16 protein-coding genes are annotated in these 14,744 nt (G+C 69.8%); 6 read left to right on the forward strand and 10 right to left on the reverse strand.

Annotated features, from left to right (window positions below; genetic code table 11):
* Positions 1–2: 2 nt before the first annotated feature.
* Together AC1DRO_RS02635 and AC1DRO_RS02640 are read right to left on the reverse strand one after the other, a co-directional pair.
* Positions 3–1,001 (reverse strand): pirin family protein, encoded by a 999-nt coding sequence (locus AC1DRO_RS02635; protein WP_476949693.1) that lies wholly within the window; start codon positions 999–1,001, stop codon positions 3–5.
* Positions 1,002–1,072: 71 nt separating this feature from the next.
* A complete protein-coding gene (locus AC1DRO_RS02640; protein WP_476949694.1) occupies positions 1,073–2,356 on the reverse strand; it encodes a class I SAM-dependent methyltransferase in 1,284 nt (427 codons plus the stop codon).
* Between the two features lie 213 nt (positions 2,357–2,569).
* Between AC1DRO_RS02640 and AC1DRO_RS02645 the strand changes: the two genes are divergently transcribed.
* Positions 2,570–2,917 (forward strand): hypothetical protein, encoded by a 348-nt coding sequence (locus AC1DRO_RS02645; protein WP_476949695.1) that lies wholly within the window; start codon positions 2,570–2,572, stop codon positions 2,915–2,917.
* A gap of 210 nt (positions 2,918–3,127) precedes the next feature.
* Entirely contained in the window at positions 3,128–3,394 is a 267-nt protein-coding gene (locus AC1DRO_RS02650) for a hypothetical protein (protein ID WP_079549757.1), read from the forward strand.
* Here AC1DRO_RS02650 and AC1DRO_RS02655 read toward each other — a convergent pair.
* Together AC1DRO_RS02655 and ligD are read right to left on the reverse strand one after the other, a co-directional pair.
* The gene (locus tag AC1DRO_RS02655; protein ID WP_476949696.1) at positions 3,384–3,521 is read right to left on the reverse strand and encodes a hypothetical protein; all 138 of its coding nucleotides are present in this window, start codon (positions 3,519–3,521) and stop codon (positions 3,384–3,386) included. The genes AC1DRO_RS02650 and AC1DRO_RS02655 overlap by 11 nt on opposite strands.
* Before the next feature lie 67 nt (positions 3,522–3,588).
* Positions 3,589–4,614: a non-homologous end-joining DNA ligase gene (ligD, locus tag AC1DRO_RS02660; RefSeq protein WP_476949697.1), complete on the reverse strand. Its 1,026-nt coding sequence runs from the start codon at positions 4,612–4,614 to the stop codon at positions 3,589–3,591.
* A 71-nt stretch (positions 4,615–4,685) separates the two neighbouring features.
* Here ligD and AC1DRO_RS02665 point away from each other — a divergent pair, with 71 nt between their 5' ends.
* Positions 4,686–5,375, forward strand: coding sequence for an alpha/beta hydrolase family protein (locus tag AC1DRO_RS02665; RefSeq protein WP_476949698.1), 690 nt, complete (start codon positions 4,686–4,688; stop codon positions 5,373–5,375).
* A 23-nt stretch (positions 5,376–5,398) separates the two neighbouring features.
* Here AC1DRO_RS02665 and AC1DRO_RS02670 read toward each other — a convergent pair whose 3' ends face one another.
* The 4 genes from AC1DRO_RS02670 to AC1DRO_RS02685 all read right to left on the reverse strand — a co-directional run bounded on the left by AC1DRO_RS02670 (position 5,399) and on the right by AC1DRO_RS02685 (position 10,836).
* Positions 5,399–6,622 carry a macrolide family glycosyltransferase gene (locus AC1DRO_RS02670; protein WP_476949699.1) on the reverse strand — a complete coding sequence of 408 codons (1,224 nt, stop codon included), beginning with the start codon at positions 6,620–6,622 and terminating at the stop codon, positions 5,399–5,401.
* A gap of 175 nt (positions 6,623–6,797) precedes the next feature.
* Positions 6,798–9,491: an ATP-dependent helicase HrpB gene (hrpB, locus tag AC1DRO_RS02675; RefSeq protein ID WP_476949700.1), complete on the reverse strand. Its 2,694-nt coding sequence runs from the start codon at positions 9,489–9,491 to the stop codon at positions 6,798–6,800.
* A 125-nt stretch (positions 9,492–9,616) separates the two neighbouring features.
* Complete coding sequence (locus AC1DRO_RS02680) at positions 9,617–10,333, reverse strand: anti-sigma factor family protein (RefSeq protein ID WP_476949701.1); 717 nt, start codon at positions 10,331–10,333, stop codon at positions 9,617–9,619.
* Complete coding sequence (locus tag AC1DRO_RS02685; protein WP_476949702.1) at positions 10,330–10,836, reverse strand: sigma-70 family RNA polymerase sigma factor; 507 nt, start codon at positions 10,834–10,836, stop codon at positions 10,330–10,332. Before AC1DRO_RS02685 ends, AC1DRO_RS02680 begins: the two co-directional genes overlap by 4 nt.
* A 579-nt stretch (positions 10,837–11,415) precedes the next feature.
* Here AC1DRO_RS02685 and AC1DRO_RS02690 point away from each other — a divergent pair.
* Together AC1DRO_RS02690 and AC1DRO_RS02695 are read left to right on the forward strand one after the other, a co-directional pair.
* On the forward strand, positions 11,416–12,087 hold the full coding sequence (locus tag AC1DRO_RS02690; RefSeq protein ID WP_476949703.1) for a hypothetical protein: 672 nt from the start codon (positions 11,416–11,418) through the stop codon (positions 12,085–12,087).
* 130 nt (positions 12,088–12,217) lie between these two features.
* Positions 12,218–12,484: a hypothetical protein gene (locus AC1DRO_RS02695; RefSeq protein WP_018772760.1), complete on the forward strand. Its 267-nt coding sequence runs from the start codon at positions 12,218–12,220 to the stop codon at positions 12,482–12,484.
* Between the two features lie 71 nt (positions 12,485–12,555).
* Here the strand turns inward: AC1DRO_RS02695 and AC1DRO_RS02700 are convergent, their stop codons facing one another.
* On the reverse strand, positions 12,556–12,888 hold the full coding sequence (locus tag AC1DRO_RS02700; RefSeq protein WP_028276773.1) for a YegP family protein: 333 nt from the start codon (positions 12,886–12,888) through the stop codon (positions 12,556–12,558).
* Between the two features lie 263 nt (positions 12,889–13,151).
* Positions 13,152–13,307: a hypothetical protein gene (locus AC1DRO_RS02705; protein ID WP_243177811.1), complete on the reverse strand. Its 156-nt coding sequence runs from the start codon at positions 13,305–13,307 to the stop codon at positions 13,152–13,154.
* A 318-nt stretch (positions 13,308–13,625) separates the two neighbouring features.
* Between AC1DRO_RS02705 and AC1DRO_RS02710 the strand changes: the two genes are divergently transcribed.
* Complete coding sequence (locus AC1DRO_RS02710) at positions 13,626–14,693, forward strand: quercetin 2,3-dioxygenase (RefSeq protein WP_476949704.1); 1,068 nt, start codon at positions 13,626–13,628, stop codon at positions 14,691–14,693.
* Positions 14,694–14,744: the final 51 nt, after the last annotated feature.

Here is a 14,744-nt window from a genome sequence, read left to right on the forward strand (position 1 = left end):
GGTCAGCCGCGGGGCCGGATGCGGGCATTCGGCAGGGCCGGGGCCGGGAGAGCGGCGGGGCCGCCGGGCGGGAACGGACCGAACCGCAGGTCGGATGCTCGGCCGCCGGCGTCCCCAGTGCCGGCGTCCGCGCCGATCTCGGACTGCCACTGGGTCCTGTACGCAACGATCTCCTCATGGCTGCGGCCGACGAAGTTCCACCACATCACGATTTTTTCGCCCAGCGGCTCTCCGCCGATCAGGAGAACGCGGGCTCCCTCGCTGCCCGCGACCAGGGTCAGGGACCCGTGGCCTACGGGCAGGTACGCGAGGTTGTCCTTCGGCACCGGCTGCCCGTCCAGGGCAAGGTTGCCCGAGTCCACGAGCAGGCCGTGTTCGAAGGACGCATCTGTTGCGAGCGTCAGCTCCGTCCCCGCTTCGAGCAGGAGCTCGGCACCGAGCAGGGGTGTGTGGGTGGTGACGGGCGAGACGGACCCGGCGAGCGAGCCCAGGAAGACGCGCACGGTCCAGCCGTTTCCGCTGACCGGCTCCGGACGGTAGTGCTCAAAGGTGGGGGCCATGTGGCGTGCCGTGTCCGGCAGCGCCACCCACAGCTGCGCGCCGTGCAGGACGGTGGTGTCCGGGGTGGAAAATTCCGAGTGGCTGATGCCGCGGCCGGCGGTCATGAGGTTCACTTCACCGGGCCGCACCGCTGCGTGGAAGCCGGCCGAATCCCGGTGTTCGATCTCGCCTGTGAACAGCCAGCTGACGGTTTGAAGCCCGGTGTGCGGGTGGCGCGGGACTTTCATGCCGCCGGAATCGCCGACCTGGTCCGGGCCGTAGTGGTCCAGGAAGCACCACGCCCCAATGAGGCTGCGCTGGCGCTGCGGAAGGGTGCGCCGCACATCCATCGCGCGCGGGCCGCCCAGCGGGACCTGCCGCGGAACCAGGAGTTCGACGCCGGCGAAGGTCCCGTCCGTTTCGCAGAGGATTTCCTGGGGCCCGACTTCGGTATTGCTCATGATGACAGCCTAGCTTCGCGCGGTCCGCGGGTCAGCCTTCGGCACACGGCCTGAACTTCCAGGACCGGGCCTCACATCCAGGCCGAACGGCGCAATGGGGGTTCCGCGCCGCCCGGGCGCTGGACCAGGATCTGGTTCACGCCCGTGATGCCGGCCTCGAAGCCGAGAGCGCTCGCGGCCATGTAGAGCCGCCACACCCGGGCCCTTCCCAGCCCGGCCAAGCGCACGGCCTCGTCCCAGTGCTCCTCCAGGTTCCGCACCCACGCCCTGAGCGTCAGGGCATAGTGGGGCCGCAACGCCTCGACGTCCATGATCTCCAGGCCCGCCGATTCGAGTGCCGCGACCATCTCAGAGAGGCTGAGCATCTCGCCGTCCGGGAATACATAACGGGGAATGAAGGAGTCAGGGTCCGGCGGGGTCGCGCCGGCGTTCCAGGAAATCGCGTGGTTGAGCAGCCGTCCTCCCGGCCGGAGCAGGCCTTGCAGGTGGGAAGAATAGTGCTGGATCTGCTCGCGCCCTACATGCTCTGACATGCCGATGGAGCTGATCGCGTCGAACGGCCCGTCGTCCACGTCGCGGTAGTCCTGCACCCGGATGTCCACCCGGTCCGTGAGTCCGGCGTCCGCCGCCCGCTTGCGGGCCAGGGCCGCCTGTTCGACCGAGAGCGTCACGCCGACGACGTCGGCCCCATAGTGTTGCGCGGCATGCAGCGCCAGGCTGCCCCAACCGCATCCCACATCCAGAACCCGCATGCCCGGCCGGAGCCCCAACTTGCGGCAGACCAGATCGAGCTTGGCGCTCTGGGCGGCGTCAAGCCCGGTCTCCTCCGACTCCCAGACCGCGCACGAGTACGCCAGGGAAGGGCCCAGGACGAGGGCGTAAAAGTCGTTCCCGACGTCGTAATGGTGGGAAATGGCCGCGGCATCGCGCCCCTTGGAATGCCGCCGCCCGTGCCTGCTCACGCGCGCTTCCTCCGGCGGCGGTGCCGGGTTCGTTCCGAGCGCGCCGAGCCGGACGGCTGTTTTGACCAGCGCGAACACCTCGCCGGGTGTCGGCGGCCGGAACGGGCCGGGCTCGGCGAACTTTCCCGCCGCGCTGATGGCCGCGAAGGCGGCGAAGATGTCGCCGGGTGCCTCGATATCGCCGGCCACGTACGCGCGGCTCAGTCCAAGCTGCCCTGGGGACCACAGCATCCGTCGAAGTGCCCGCCGGGAGCGGAAAACGACGACTGGAGCGTCTTCCGGTCCCGCTTCCGAGCCGTCCCAGGCTTTCAGCCGCAGGGGGATGGCGTCGGTGCCAAGGATGATCGCCAGCGCGTCGGCCAGCCGTGAAGCCGCATTCGTGGATGCCGTCATGTCCAGTGCCTCAATTCCAGTGCCTCGTCTCCGGTGGTGCGGGCTGAGCCGCGCCAGTTCCAAATCTAAGGGCATGACACGCCCGGCAACCAGAGCTTTGGTTCCGATTCCTTTCCCCGTCCCCTCCCCTCCTCCCTGCACACCACGCCTTCCCAAAGCATCAGCGGCGAACGGCTCTGGCGCGTGGCGGTGCTGTTGCCTATGGTGTGTCCTATGTCTGAGTCTTTCTCGTCCCTCGTGGACACGTTCAAGAATGTCGGTGTGTCCCGGGCCTACGGGCCCGCCGTGAACATCGCAGGAGAAGAGATCGTCCCGGTAGCGGTGGTGTCCTTCGGCTTCGGCGGAGGCAGCAGCCCGGAAGACGCCCAGCCCGGCAGCGGCGGAAGTGGAGGCGGGGGCGGCGGCTTCGTCTTGCCCCTGGGCGTCTACGCCAAGGGCTCCTCGGGCCGCATGACGTTCCGGCCCAACACCGTCGTCGTTCTGGTGGCGCTGGCCCCTCTGGTGTGCGCCGTTGGCGTGTCGATCCGCGGCATACTTCGCGCCGTCCGTTCCCACCGCTAGACCCGCGGCCGCAGGGCCAAGGATTCCCCAAGCCCGTCCGGGCATCGTTGTCTCTGGCAGCCTGGGTCTCGGGCAGCCCTGTGCTCGTGCGTCGGACGGACGTGATCGACGATGAACTTATTCAGAACTGCATGTGCAGCAAGCTTGGGTGCGGCGCTCCTGATGACGGGTTGCGGCGCTCCCCCGGCCATACCGGGCCCCACAACCACGGTGACGGCGACGGCCCCGCCGTCGGTAGTGGTCTTCGATCCGCAGACCAGCGGCAAGGTTCTGGCAGAACGGATCAAGGCCCGCGCCAAACCCACGGACCCCGGGGTCACGATTTCCGAAGTGGAGTGCAAAAACTTCCCGGACATCAGGGTCAACACGCATACGGATTGCCAGATGGTGGTTAACGGGGTCAAACGCGGGTACCGGGCGACGTTCACCGAGCGGGACGGCCACTACGAAATAAAGGCCCAGGAGCTTACCTGGTAGGGGGCGCGGCGTAGGACATGGCGGGTTCGCGGTCGTCGTCGGCGTCGACCCAGGCCGCGAAGTCCTTCAGCGACATGAAGCAGTAGTAGTCGCAATACCGCAGTTTCTTCTTCTCCGCCTTGCTCATGCACGTAATTCGAGGCGGGCGCGGCCACGGATGGGCCTGCGGCGGTTGCCCGTCCGCGCTATCAGCTTCAGCCGCTGTTGCGCGCCCGGCTGGGCTGCACCCGCGGCGGTTCCCCCGGCATCTTCGGGAAGTCCGGCGGGAACGGCAGCTCCCCCAACCCGGCCTCGAGGTCCCTGTTCCACCATTCCAGCAGAAGATCGACGGAGCCCGCGCCGCCGGCGTGCATGTCCTCCCAGGGATCGCCGGAGGCTTTGAGCCGCTCCGGAACGGTGGCGATCGTAAAGTCAGCCGGATCGACGGATCCGAGCTCCTCCCAGCGAACCGGGCACGACACTGTCGCGTTGGCGAGTGCGCGCGGGCTGTAGGCCCCCGCGATCGTGCGGTCGCGGTTCGCCTGGTTGAAGTCGACGAAGATGCGGGCGCCGCGTTCCTCTTTCCACCACGCGGTGGTGACCTGCGCGGGCATGCGACGTTCGAGTTCGCGGGCTGCCGCGATGACGGCGTGCCGCACGTCCAGGAACTCCCGGGTCGGCTCGATGGGGGCAAAGACGTGAAGTCCCCGGTTCCCCGAGGTCTTGATGAAGGCCTCCAGCCCGGCCTCCGCGAGTACGCGCCGCAGCTCCCGTGCAACCGGAACGGCCTCGGCGAAGCCGGTACCGGGCTGCGGGTCGAGGTCGATCCGCAACTCGTCCGGATAATCCGGTTTGCCGGCCCGGGAGGCCCAGGGGTGGAAGACCACCGTATTCATCTGCACCGCCCACACCGCGGCGGCGATTTCGTCAATGACCAGCTGGGGGTGCGTGCGTCCGCTGGGATAGACGACGTCGACCGCGCGGATGAAGTCCGGGGCCCCCCTGGGCGGGTTCTTGGAGAAGAACTGCTCGCCGTCCACCGTGTCCTTGAACCGCTGGAGCGTTACCGGCCGGTCCCCGTTCGCGGCCAGGAAGGCGTCCCCGACGTCCACCATGTACCGGGCCAGGTCCAGCTTGGTCAGTCCCGGGCCGGGCCAGACGACCCTCGCCGGGCTCGACACCCGCAACTCCCGGTCGCCGTGCGGACCGCTGACGGTGAGGTGGACTTCTTCCTTGGCCATGGGGACAACCTACCCCGGCGGCGTGAACAGTTGAAGAGCGGAACAGCCGTTCTACCCGGCATGATGGACACATGACAACGCCCGAGTTCCCGATCACCCTTGAAGTCGGCGACGCCGCAGTGTCGGGCGTCTTCGCCGGCCCCGAGGACTCCTCCGCGACCCTGGTTGTTGCCCACGGCGCCGGGGCGGGAATGGACCATCCGTTCCTTGTGGGCTTCACCCGCGCCCTGAACGAGCTCGGCGTGGCCACCCTGCGCTTCAACTTCCCCTACCGCGAGGCAGGACGAAAATTCCCGGACCGGCCGCCGGCCGCCATCGCTACGTGGCGGGCGGCCATGGACGCCGCCGCATCCCGTTCCGCCGGCCGGCCGGTGTGGGCCGCCGGGAAGTCGTTCGGCGGACGGATGGCCTCAATGGCCGTCGCAGAAGGCATGCCTGCCGCCGGGTTGGTCTATCTGGGCTACCCGCTGCACCCGCCGGGGAAACCGGAAAAGCTCCGCGACGAGCACCTCTACGGGCTGACACTGCCGATGCTCTTCCTGCAGGGTACGCGCGACACGTTCGCCACCCCGGAACTGCTGGAGGCCGTGGCGGCCAAAATCGGCCCGTCCGCGACCGTGGAGTGGCGCGAGGGCGGGGACCACTCCTTTGCCGTTGCCGGCGCGAAGCGCAGTGCCGACGAGGCGGGGGCGTCACTGGCGGCGACGGTCGCCGACTTCCTGAAGACACACGGCGATAATCCCGCGGCCGCGCTCCCCTGACCGGTCTGGCGTCACGGCCCGGCCTAACCGACGTCGCCGAACCGGCCCGCCCCGTGCTGCACACGCGCCTCGATGGCGTCGGCGGCAGCCACGGCTCCTCCCGCGTTGCGGACTATGTCGCGCATCGCGGCCAGGTTGTGCCGGACCTGCGCATCCGTATGGACCGCGGTGACCGCGGCCCGGAGCTCGTCGGACCCGACGTCCTCCGGCGCAAGGCGCATGCCGAGACCCAGTTCTTCCAGCCGGCGGGCGGTGGCCGCCTGTTCCGGCTGCTGCGGCACGGCCACCATCGGGACGGCGTAATACAGCGCTTCCATGGTCGAATTCATGCCGGCGTGGGTGATGAAGACGGCGGTCTGGCGCAGTACCTGCACCTGCGGGAAGAACGGCCGGACCCGGACGTTCGGCGCAATCGTTCCGAGATCGGCCAGGCTGGTCTGGTCCCCGACGGCCATCGCGACGTCCCACTCGCTTCCGCCGAAGGCATCAAGGCACATCCGGAAGAAGTCCGGCCGGCGGTTCAGCGGGGTGGTGCCCAGCGAAATGAACAACAGCGGTCCCGTTCCCTCACGCTCCCATTCGCCGTCGCTGTCCCGGCCGCCGACGCTGGGACCCACAAACCGGAACCGGTCATCGAAGGTCGCCCCCATGGGCTGGAATTCGCGGGGTAGGAACACGATGTTGAACGGCGCAGGCGGACCATCGAACATCCGCGGTGTCCGCACGCCCTGCCCGGCCGCGAACTCCGCCAGCAATCGGCCCATGGCCAGCGCAACCTTGGCCATCTCATCGGCGCCGTCCGGTGGCGGGGCAGGCATCAGCGATCTCAGCGAGAAGTGCTCGTTGGTGGCATAGGTGGGCATGAGGGCAATGGCCGGGGCGCCGATCTTTTCCGCCGCCATGCTGCCGCTGAGCGTCATCGCGTCAAAGCAGATAGCGTCCGGCGGGTCCTGGCGGAGTTGATCCACCAGCGCCGGAAAGCTGGTTCTGAGGTCCTCGAAGACGCGGTGCATGATCGGCAGCATGAGGTGCGCCTGCGCCCTCTGCCCGGGCCCCAGTGCGGGCATCGATGCCATCCAGTTCCCGCCGGACGCGTGAAAGTCCGCGCCGGCCTTGCGGATCAGCGGTCCGAAGTCGGCGGACGTGAAGTATGTGACCCTGTGCCCCCGGGCCACGAGCTCCGCCACCAGCGGCAGGGTCGGGTTCACGTGTCCGTAGGCGGGAATGGAGACGAACGCAAGGTGCATGGCCATCACTCTTCATCGCGTGGCTGATTTTTTATTTGACGGGCAGGTTTGACCGGCCCGGTTGACCGGCGCCCCGCGGGCCAGGAGGCCCGGCGGCGTCGTGCTCCTTCATCATGCCCCTGTTGCCCGGGCGGCGCGAGTGGTCAGTTGGCAGCGCCGGGCTGCTGGTCCGGCGTCAGTTCCGCGGCTTGGTCCGGGCGGTCGCGGGCGCGGTCCACGGGTCTTCAGGCCACGGATGCCGCGGATAGCGGCCGCGCATTTCGGCCCGGACCTGGGCGTAGGGCCCAGACCAGAAGGATGCGAGATCGTCTGTCACGGCCAGGGGCCGGCGGGCCGGCGAGAGCAGGTGGAACAGCACCGGCACCCGCCCGTCGGCCAGCCGCGGCGTCTCGGCCCAGCCAAAGCACTCCTGCAGCTTGACGGCCACTACGGGCCGGCCGGTGGCGTCTGCCGCGTCCGGGTAGTCGATCCGGATCCGGGATCCGCTGGGGACCGCCAGCGACTCGGGTGCCAGTTCGCCCAGCCGGGCCGCCTCGGGCCACGGCAGGAGCCGGCTCAGCGGGCCGGCGAGGTCGATCCCGCCCGTGGATGCCCCGCCCGCCAACGCCGCGAGCTCCGGGGCCAGCCAGTCCTGGAGCCGGGCGAGCAGCGCCGGCTCGGAAACGTCGGGCCATGCCCCGCCCAGCTCCCGGTGCAGCAGGGCAAGACGGCGGCGCAGGCCGTCCGCCGCGTTCGACCATCCGATAGTGGCCAGCCCCTCACTGGCCAGGGCGCGGGCCACAGCGGCGCGGCCCTCTTCCGCGGGAGGCCGTACCGGGGTGGACGAGAGCACGATCGCGCCCAGGCGGCGCTCCCGCCGGGCCGAGACCCGGCCCTGGCTAAAGCGCGCCTGCAGCGTGTCACTCAGGAGATTGCCGGCGGCGGCCTCTGCGCTGTCCGCGGTCAGCGGCGCCGCCGAGCGGATGACGGCACCGGTCCCCGCGGCGTCGCGCCCTTGTGCGCGGGACACTTCGGCCACTCCCAGCCATTCGTGCCCGAACAGCGGGCTGCCGGCCGGCAACCCGGCCCGGGTTCCGGAGGTCAGCAGGTATTGTGCCGGCCCCTGGCCCGGAACGCGGCGCGCCACCCGGTCCGGAAAAGCCAGGGCGACGACGAACCCGACGGCCTCCGCGGCACCAACGGCCCTAGCAGACGCAACCGGCGCGGCGCCGGATGGCTCCTGGTGGCCGACACCAGTGGATTCCTGGCGGGCGATTGACTCCATCCGCCGGACGTCCTCCGCCCAGCGCCGGGATCCGGGATCACGGCCCGTCCGCAGCGCGGCAAGCAGCCTGGTGAGGTCTGCGCCCGGTGCGCGCTGGTCCCCCGAGACCAGGGCGACGGCCTCGGCCGCCGTGCGGTAGCCCACCGTGGCGGCGCCGTCCAGCAGGGCGCGGGCCAGCCGGGGGTCAGTCGGGACCCGGGCCAGGGTCTTGCCCACCCCGGTTGCGTGACCGTCCGCGGTGACGGCGCCGAGTTCCCGCAGCACTTCGACGGCTTCGTCCATCGCGGCCCGGGGCGGCGCGTCCGGCAGTGCCAGTCCCCGGCCGCCGGGGGCTCCCCAGCAGGCCAGGACCAGGGCGGCGCCGGTCAGGTCAGCTGCTGCGATCTCCGGCGTCGGGTGCGCCGGGGCGGCACCAAAGGCCCTCTGGTCATAGCAGCGGATCACCGTGCCCGGGCCCTGGCGTGCGGCACGGCCGGCACGCTGGTCCGCGGACGCCCGGGAGCAGGACACCGTCACGAGGCCGGACATTCCGCGGCCGGAATCGCGCCGCGGCTCGCGGGACAGCCCGGAATCGATGACCAGCCGGACGCCCGGAACAGTGAGGGAGGACTCGGCGAGTGCGGTGGAAACGATGATCCGGGCAGTCCCGCCCGGCTCACGCCCGGAGACGGCGCGGTCCTGCTCCGCCGGCGGGGCCTGGCCGTGGAGTTCCAGAATCTCGGCGCGGCTCCGGCCGCGGAGCCGCGCGGCCACGTAGGAAACCTCCCACGCGCCGGGAACGAACACCAGGGCGTCCAGGTCCCGTCCGCCCGCCAGCGCGGCCGTGTGGCCGGCCGCTGCCGTGTCGGCCACGTGGTCCAGGAAGGCCCGGGCCACGCCCCGCTCATCCAGCCGCGGCGCCGACGCGGGTGCCCACTCCACGTCCAGCGGAAACAGCGCGGACGGACAGTCGATGACCGGTGCCGGGCGGCCGCCGTCGGCGTTTCCGTCCGCCGCCCCACCGATCAGCGCGTCTCCGATCAAGGCGGCGAAGCGGGGGGCATCGAGGGTGGCGGACATGGCGACGAGGGCGAGGTCGCCGCGCAACTGTCGGACTTCGGCGAGCATGCCAACGAGGAGGTCGGTCTCCAGTCCCCGTTCGTGGACCTCATCGAGGATCACGGCGTCCGTGCCCTCGAGCCCCGGGTCCGCGAGGAGGCGGCGAAGCAGGATGCCGGGGGTCACGAACTCGATCACGGTACCCGGGCCCGTCTGTCGTTCCCCGCGGACCGTGTAGCCCAGGCGGTCGCCGAGCCGTGTGCCGTCCAGGGCGGCCAGGCGCCGGGCGGCCGCGCGGGCAGCGACGCGGCGCGGCTGGGTGACCACGATCCGCGGGCGCCCACCCCTCCCGCCGGCGGCGAGGTTGGCCAGCAGCGGCGGCACCAGTGTCGTCTTGCCTGTGCCAGGAGGCGCCTGCACCACCGCGGACGCCCCCGCACCCCCGGCGTGCAATGCCGCCGTGAGGGCTCCCAGCGATTCCGCAAAAACCAGGCCCGCCCCGATGGCGCCGAGGTCGAAGAGCCCCTTCGGGCAGGCTGGGTCCAGGGGTGCGGTCGCGGAAGTCACGCCTCCATTGTCCCTGCAATGGAGTCCTGGCCATCCATCCGGCGCCGCGCCGCCGATCCGCCCGCCGGCGCCCTGCCGGCCCGGGCACGGGTGCGACCGCGTTCGTGCACGCGGGTGTGCCGGCGCTACGGGTGCGCGGCCAGGAGCGTCTTGCCGCTCGCGACGGCACGGATTTCAATGCTGCGGATACCGGCTCTCGGGACAACTGTGGTGGCCGTCGGTGTCGCCACTGTCCCCGGCGTTGCCGTCCAGGTGGCCACCTGGGTCGTGGCGCCGCGGGAGTCGACAACCACCAATCCGTACTCCTCCGGCGCGCGGAGACCACCCGGCAGAGCGTAGTCGGCCGGGGACGGCGTGTACGTGCACTGCCAGTCGATCTGCGTTCCCCACGGCTGCGTGGTCACGGATCCGGTGGCCACCATGGCACTGTCGGCGACCGGGGTGAAGTTCAGGGCCGTCGCGGATGCGGCCTGGATCTGGGCAGCCGGGGGCGGGGAGGCCGTGACCTCAACGTAAACCGCGCCCGCGGCGGCAGCGGCGCCCAGCATGATCCCGGCGACAGCCAGGCGGGTGCGCCGGCGGCCGCGCTGGACCTTGCGCGCCAGTCCGGGCTGCAACGTCGGTGTCCGCCGTTCGCCGTCAGTCCGCCCGAGGGACTGGGCTTCCTCGGGTGAGAGTGCTGCCAGCAGCGACGGCAGTCCGGCAAGTTCGGCGACGGCGGCCCTGCAGCCAGCGCAGCCGGACAGGTGCTCCTCGAACTCGTGCCGCTCAGAAGAGACGAGGGATCCCAGCACGTACGCAGCATCCCAGCGCCGGTACTCATCGGTTCCGTTCCGGTTCATGGCGTCACGCCTCCCTCCTGCAGGGCCAGCCTCATCGCCCTTAGCGCGTAGTGCAGGCGCGACTTCACTGTTCCCTCGGCCAGTTGAAGATTTTGCGCGATCTCGGCGGTCGTCTCCCGCAAATAGTACGAATGAATGACGACGGCCCGGTGCTCGGCGGACAGCCCAGCGAGCGCATCCGAGACAAGCCACCCGTCCAGGATCCTGTCGACCCGGTCCGCCTCCGGAATCTCTGGCAGCTGGTCGGTTGCCGTTTCGTGCCGGCGGCGGGCGCTGCGCCGGTCATCGATGACGAGGTTGCGGGCGACCGTGTAAAGCCAGGCCCGCACCGCCGTCTCCGGGCGCTGCAGAATCGCCGGGTGTTTCCACGCGCGGATCAGCGTCTCCTGCACGACGTCGTCCGCCAGGGCGCTGTCACGCGTCATTCCCATGACGAACCGCCAGAGCGCCGGGCCGTAAGCCTCCTGCAGCGATCGCAGTAATTCGGCCTCCTGATCGGACATTTCCGCCTCCTTGGAGGTAGGACGACGCCGGGCGGCAAACAGTTCACTTGCGCCCGGCGCGGTCAATGGCCGCAGCCCGTGTTGAACCTGCAGGCTGCCGGAACCGTTGTAGGGACAGGTCCGGCCGCCCCTGGCCGGCCATCCCTAAGGAGAGCACAATGAGGATTCTTCGCCCGGCGACTGCCGCCGCGGCGTTGGGCGCCATCCTGCTGCTGGGGGCCTGCTTCGGCGGGCACACAGCGACGCCGGCACCGGCCCCCTACACAGTCCCGTCAGTTCCTGCGACGGGGAACCCCCCGCCGTCGCCCAAGGACCCCGCCAGCAACGCGGCTCCGCCGTCGACCGTTGCCCCGCCCGTTGCGCCGGCCCCGCCACGGTACGCTGCCCCGCCCATTGCGCCGGCCCCACCACGGTACGCTGCCCCGCCCATTGCGCCGGCCCCACCACGGTACGCTGCCCCGCCCATTGCGCCGGCGCCCATGATCCGGCCGCCGGCGCCCGCCCCGCGGCGCGTCGCTCCACCGGCGCCGCGGCCCATGGTTCCGCCGCCGCCCGCCAGGGTGCCTGCCGGAAACGATCATGATGCCGACAACAACGGAGGACCGGACGACGGTGACGGCAACAGGTAGCAGCCACGGGGCGCTTGGGCCGGGCCCCGGCAGGGGGCTCCTGTTCGGGGTGCCGGCGGCGCTAGCGGCCTTGGCCCTCAGCGCGTGCGGCAGTCCGGCCGGGAACCAGACGGCGGCGCCTGCCTCCGGCCCCACCCCGTTCGCGTGGTTCCGTTCCGGACCGGCCCCGGCAGGATGGCAGCCGCTGGAGCTTCCGGACACGACAGCCGTGCTGGCCATCCCACCTGATGCCGCTCCCGTACCGGGCGACCCCGGCAGCGTGTCCGCGACCGTCACCGCACCCGACGGGGACCTCCATATCTATCTCAATGCCACGCCGCAACAGGGCGACGAGTCGCTGGCCAACTGGCCCGAATTCCGGCTGGCCCATCTCAGAGGCGAGAACGCCGCATCCGCGAGCCGGCTGCAGTACCGCGCCGGAATGGGGTTCCGGGGAGGCACCGGTTCCTGCGTGGAAGACACCTATGTAACGCGGATCGGTGCCCACAAATACCGTGAAATAGCCTGCCTCGTTGCAGGAACCCGGGGAAGCAGCGTCCTGGTTGTGGCCACGCCGGCCGATTCCTGGGACCGCTTCAGCCCCGTGCTGCAGCAGGCGGTGGACGCGTATGCCCCCGAATAGGGGTACGCCCCCATCCCGATCGAGCAGGGTGGCCTGAACCGATGGAGGAAGCCGGCTGGCCGTGGCCGGTTGGTTTAGTCAGAGCGAAGGCGGGAGACTGGATCAACTCGATCACGAAAGTGGGAACCACATGATCAATCTCAAGCAAGACGCCGAGGGGTTCATCCGCATGAACCGGCACTTCCCGGAAAAGTCGCTCATCAGCATCACGTTCACGGACGGCTCAGAACACGTCTATTCCGGGCACCGCCTCAACGGGATCTACGACGAGGCCCTGGCGGAGTACCGGGCGCAGAACCACCTGGATGCCAAGGGGTTCTCGCGGGCCCCCAAGAAAACGGTCCAGCCAGCGAACAAGATCGAGTTCGTTCCGGTGCACGCCGGAATGGACCCGTAGCGGCGCCCCTGGCCACCCAACGTCCGCCTGGGCCGGTCTGCCGCGGCCGGGTCGCCGTGCGCCCTGCCGGATCAGCCGACGCCTACCGCGCCCGGCCCGTGCGCCGGGCGGCGGAGGGCCCGGGCGCGGATCCGGAGGTCGTTGTCGTGCACCCGCCGGTCGACGCCGGGCACCGGCGTCGGAGTGCTTCTCGGCCGCGGTGCCGCCGGACTTGCCGGCGGCTCCGGGCACAGATCACTGATCAGCCCCATGCCGGCATACTCGCGCACCGCGGTGATGCCGGCAACCGCTGCCGGCTTGTCCGCGAAGCCCTTTGACACGGCCAGTACTGCCCCGTCCGGTGCCCTGAGCCGAAACCTGAAGCAGGCATCAGCGTCAACGAAGAGTTCAAATGTGCCGGCCATGACGATCCTCCCGATTCGCGGGCTCCCCGTCCGGGCATCATTGCCACCGGGTGAAGGGGAAAGCGTCGCTGCTGCCCGCTGGTTTGGTTTGTCCCTGAGGCTGAACGGATGACGTCAGCCCGTCATTAAAGTCTCGCTGCGGCCGTGGAACGCCCACAAGGCACGTCATGTAAATCCCAGGTAAATAGAAGCCAACAGCCGTGCGCGGGCAACCGCCGTCTGGGTCCTCCGCGGGCAGGAACACTGCCGCCTCAGCGGTACCCCTACAGGGGCGGCCAATGGTCGCGGCAGTAGTCACCGCGGCTGACGCCGGGAGATCCTTGCGGGATGACGCGGTCCCAGGAGGGGCCGACGGCCTCGCTCCGCTCTGAAGGCTCGGCTGCCGCGGTGCGGCCTGCGTCACCGGGAAGCCAGGTCATGACTGAATCGTTGGACAACGTACCCCCCATTGTTCTTGGCTGGAGGCGCACCGGCTCGCATTACGGACCGCCATGCGCCTCACGCAAGACTAGCCGGGAGCACTGACACCAAAACAGGGACTTTGGACCGTATCGGCGAAAGGCCGCGGACGCCTACCCGTGACCCCCGCGGGCCGCCGCCAACGGCTTCCCGGCGCCCAACAGCCCGGAGCGACGGGCAGAAGTGTTTCATCCATTGGAAATGGAGGTCGCCGCGGCGGAGAATCAGGGGCAGTCTTGGGGGCAGCCCGCGCTCCACAGACAGGAAAGAAGGATGCGATGTCCCTCAGCGTTGAGGAAATGAACAAAGAGCTCCCGTTGGCGAATGTGCTGCCGGGCGACGCCGTCCCGTACTACATGGCGTCGGGCGAAGGCGCCCGCTATGAGATCAACGGCCAGTTGGTCACGGTGATCGCCCGGGCGGCAGACACTGGCGGCATTTTCAGCGCCGCGTACATCTCCGGCGGCATGGGGGCCGAATCACCGTTTGTGAGCCACGCGGTGGAACACAAAACGCTGTACGTCTTCGACGGCATCCTGCACGTCTGGCTGCTGGGCGAAAGCCGCATCCTGACTCCCGGGGATTCCGTGGTGATCCCGCCGGGAACCCCGCACGCGTACCGGATGGCAAGCCACTACACCCGGTTCCTGAACTGGATGACACCGGGCGGCGCCGAGGCCTACTACGAACGCGTCGGCACACCCATCGATTCGCACGTCCCGCCTGTCACCCCGGGCAGGAAGCCCAGCCTGCAGGAGTGCGCGGCGGTGGGCGCCGAATTCGGCATCACGTTCCCCGACGTCGAACGGGTGGCACCGTCTTTCCGGCAGGACGCCGGGCTGCCGGCGGTTCAGAGCCCGTACTTCCTCAGTGCGGGCGAGGGCGAGCGGATGGTCAGCTACCAGACCATGTTCACGTACCTCTCCCGGCCGGCGAACACGGGAGCGAACTACTTCGCCGTCCACACCAAGGGCGCCAAGTCCCCCTACATTCCGCTGCACTTCCACGAGCAGCACACGGAAAACTTCCTCTGCACCGAGGGCCGGATGTGGATCTACGCCAACGGCCGCGAAGTGCTGCTGACCAAGGGCGACTTCCTCCACGCCCCGGCCGGGACCATCCACTCCTTCGCCTTCGATTCCCACAACACCCAGATGGTCGGGTTCCTGACGCCGTCGGTCTTCAACGGCTTCTTCGAGTACTTCAACAAGCCCACGGAGGATTACATGTACACCGAGGGCGGCGAGCCCTACATGGACATGGAGGGCTTCGGCCGGGCCCAGGCCGAGATGGACCTGACCGTGGTGGGTCCCCCGCCGCAGCGCAGGGCTGCGCTGGACATCTAGGCGGATCTGGGCATCTGGCCCGGTTTTCCGGTCCGGCTGCAGGTCCCACAC

The sequence above is a fragment of the Arthrobacter sp. P4_F11 genome, from assembly GCF_056401395.1.

What these genes read in the sequence shown, in the direction of transcription:
- AC1DRO_RS02665 (WP_476949698.1), top strand. Translation starts at nt 4,686, where the DNA reads ATGACAACGCCCGAGTTCCCGATCACCCTTGAAGTCGGCGACGCCGCA.
- AC1DRO_RS02655 (WP_476949696.1), bottom strand. Translation starts at nt 3,521, where the DNA reads ATGAGCAAGGCGGAGAAGAAGAAACTGCGGTATTGCGACTACTACTGC.
- AC1DRO_RS02635 (WP_476949693.1), bottom strand. Translation starts at nt 1,001, where the DNA reads ATGAGCAATACCGAAGTCGGGCCCCAGGAAATCCTCTGCGAAACGGAC.
- ligD (WP_476949697.1), bottom strand. Translation starts at nt 4,614, where the DNA reads ATGGCCAAGGAAGAAGTCCACCTCACCGTCAGCGGTCCGCACGGCGAC.
- AC1DRO_RS02640 (WP_476949694.1), bottom strand. Translation starts at nt 2,356, where the DNA reads ATGACGGCATCCACGAATGCGGCTTCACGGCTGGCCGACGCGCTGGCG.
- AC1DRO_RS02645 (WP_476949695.1), top strand. Translation starts at nt 2,570, where the DNA reads ATGTCTGAGTCTTTCTCGTCCCTCGTGGACACGTTCAAGAATGTCGGT.
- AC1DRO_RS02680 (WP_476949701.1), bottom strand. Translation starts at nt 10,333, where the DNA reads ATGAACCGGAACGGAACCGATGAGTACCGGCGCTGGGATGCTGCGTAC.
- AC1DRO_RS02710 (WP_476949704.1), top strand. Translation starts at nt 13,626, where the DNA reads ATGTCCCTCAGCGTTGAGGAAATGAACAAAGAGCTCCCGTTGGCGAAT.
- AC1DRO_RS02690 (WP_476949703.1), top strand. Translation starts at nt 11,416, where the DNA reads ATGATGCCGACAACAACGGAGGACCGGACGACGGTGACGGCAACAGGT.
- AC1DRO_RS02670 (WP_476949699.1), bottom strand. Translation starts at nt 6,622, where the DNA reads ATGCACCTTGCGTTCGTCTCCATTCCCGCCTACGGACACGTGAACCCG.
- AC1DRO_RS02695 (WP_018772760.1), top strand. Translation starts at nt 12,218, where the DNA reads ATGATCAATCTCAAGCAAGACGCCGAGGGGTTCATCCGCATGAACCGG.
- AC1DRO_RS02700 (WP_028276773.1), bottom strand. Translation starts at nt 12,888, where the DNA reads ATGGCCGGCACATTTGAACTCTTCGTTGACGCTGATGCCTGCTTCAGG.
- AC1DRO_RS02705 (WP_243177811.1), bottom strand. Translation starts at nt 13,307, where the DNA reads ATGACCTGGCTTCCCGGTGACGCAGGCCGCACCGCGGCAGCCGAGCCT.
- AC1DRO_RS02685 (WP_476949702.1), bottom strand. Translation starts at nt 10,836, where the DNA reads ATGTCCGATCAGGAGGCCGAATTACTGCGATCGCTGCAGGAGGCTTAC.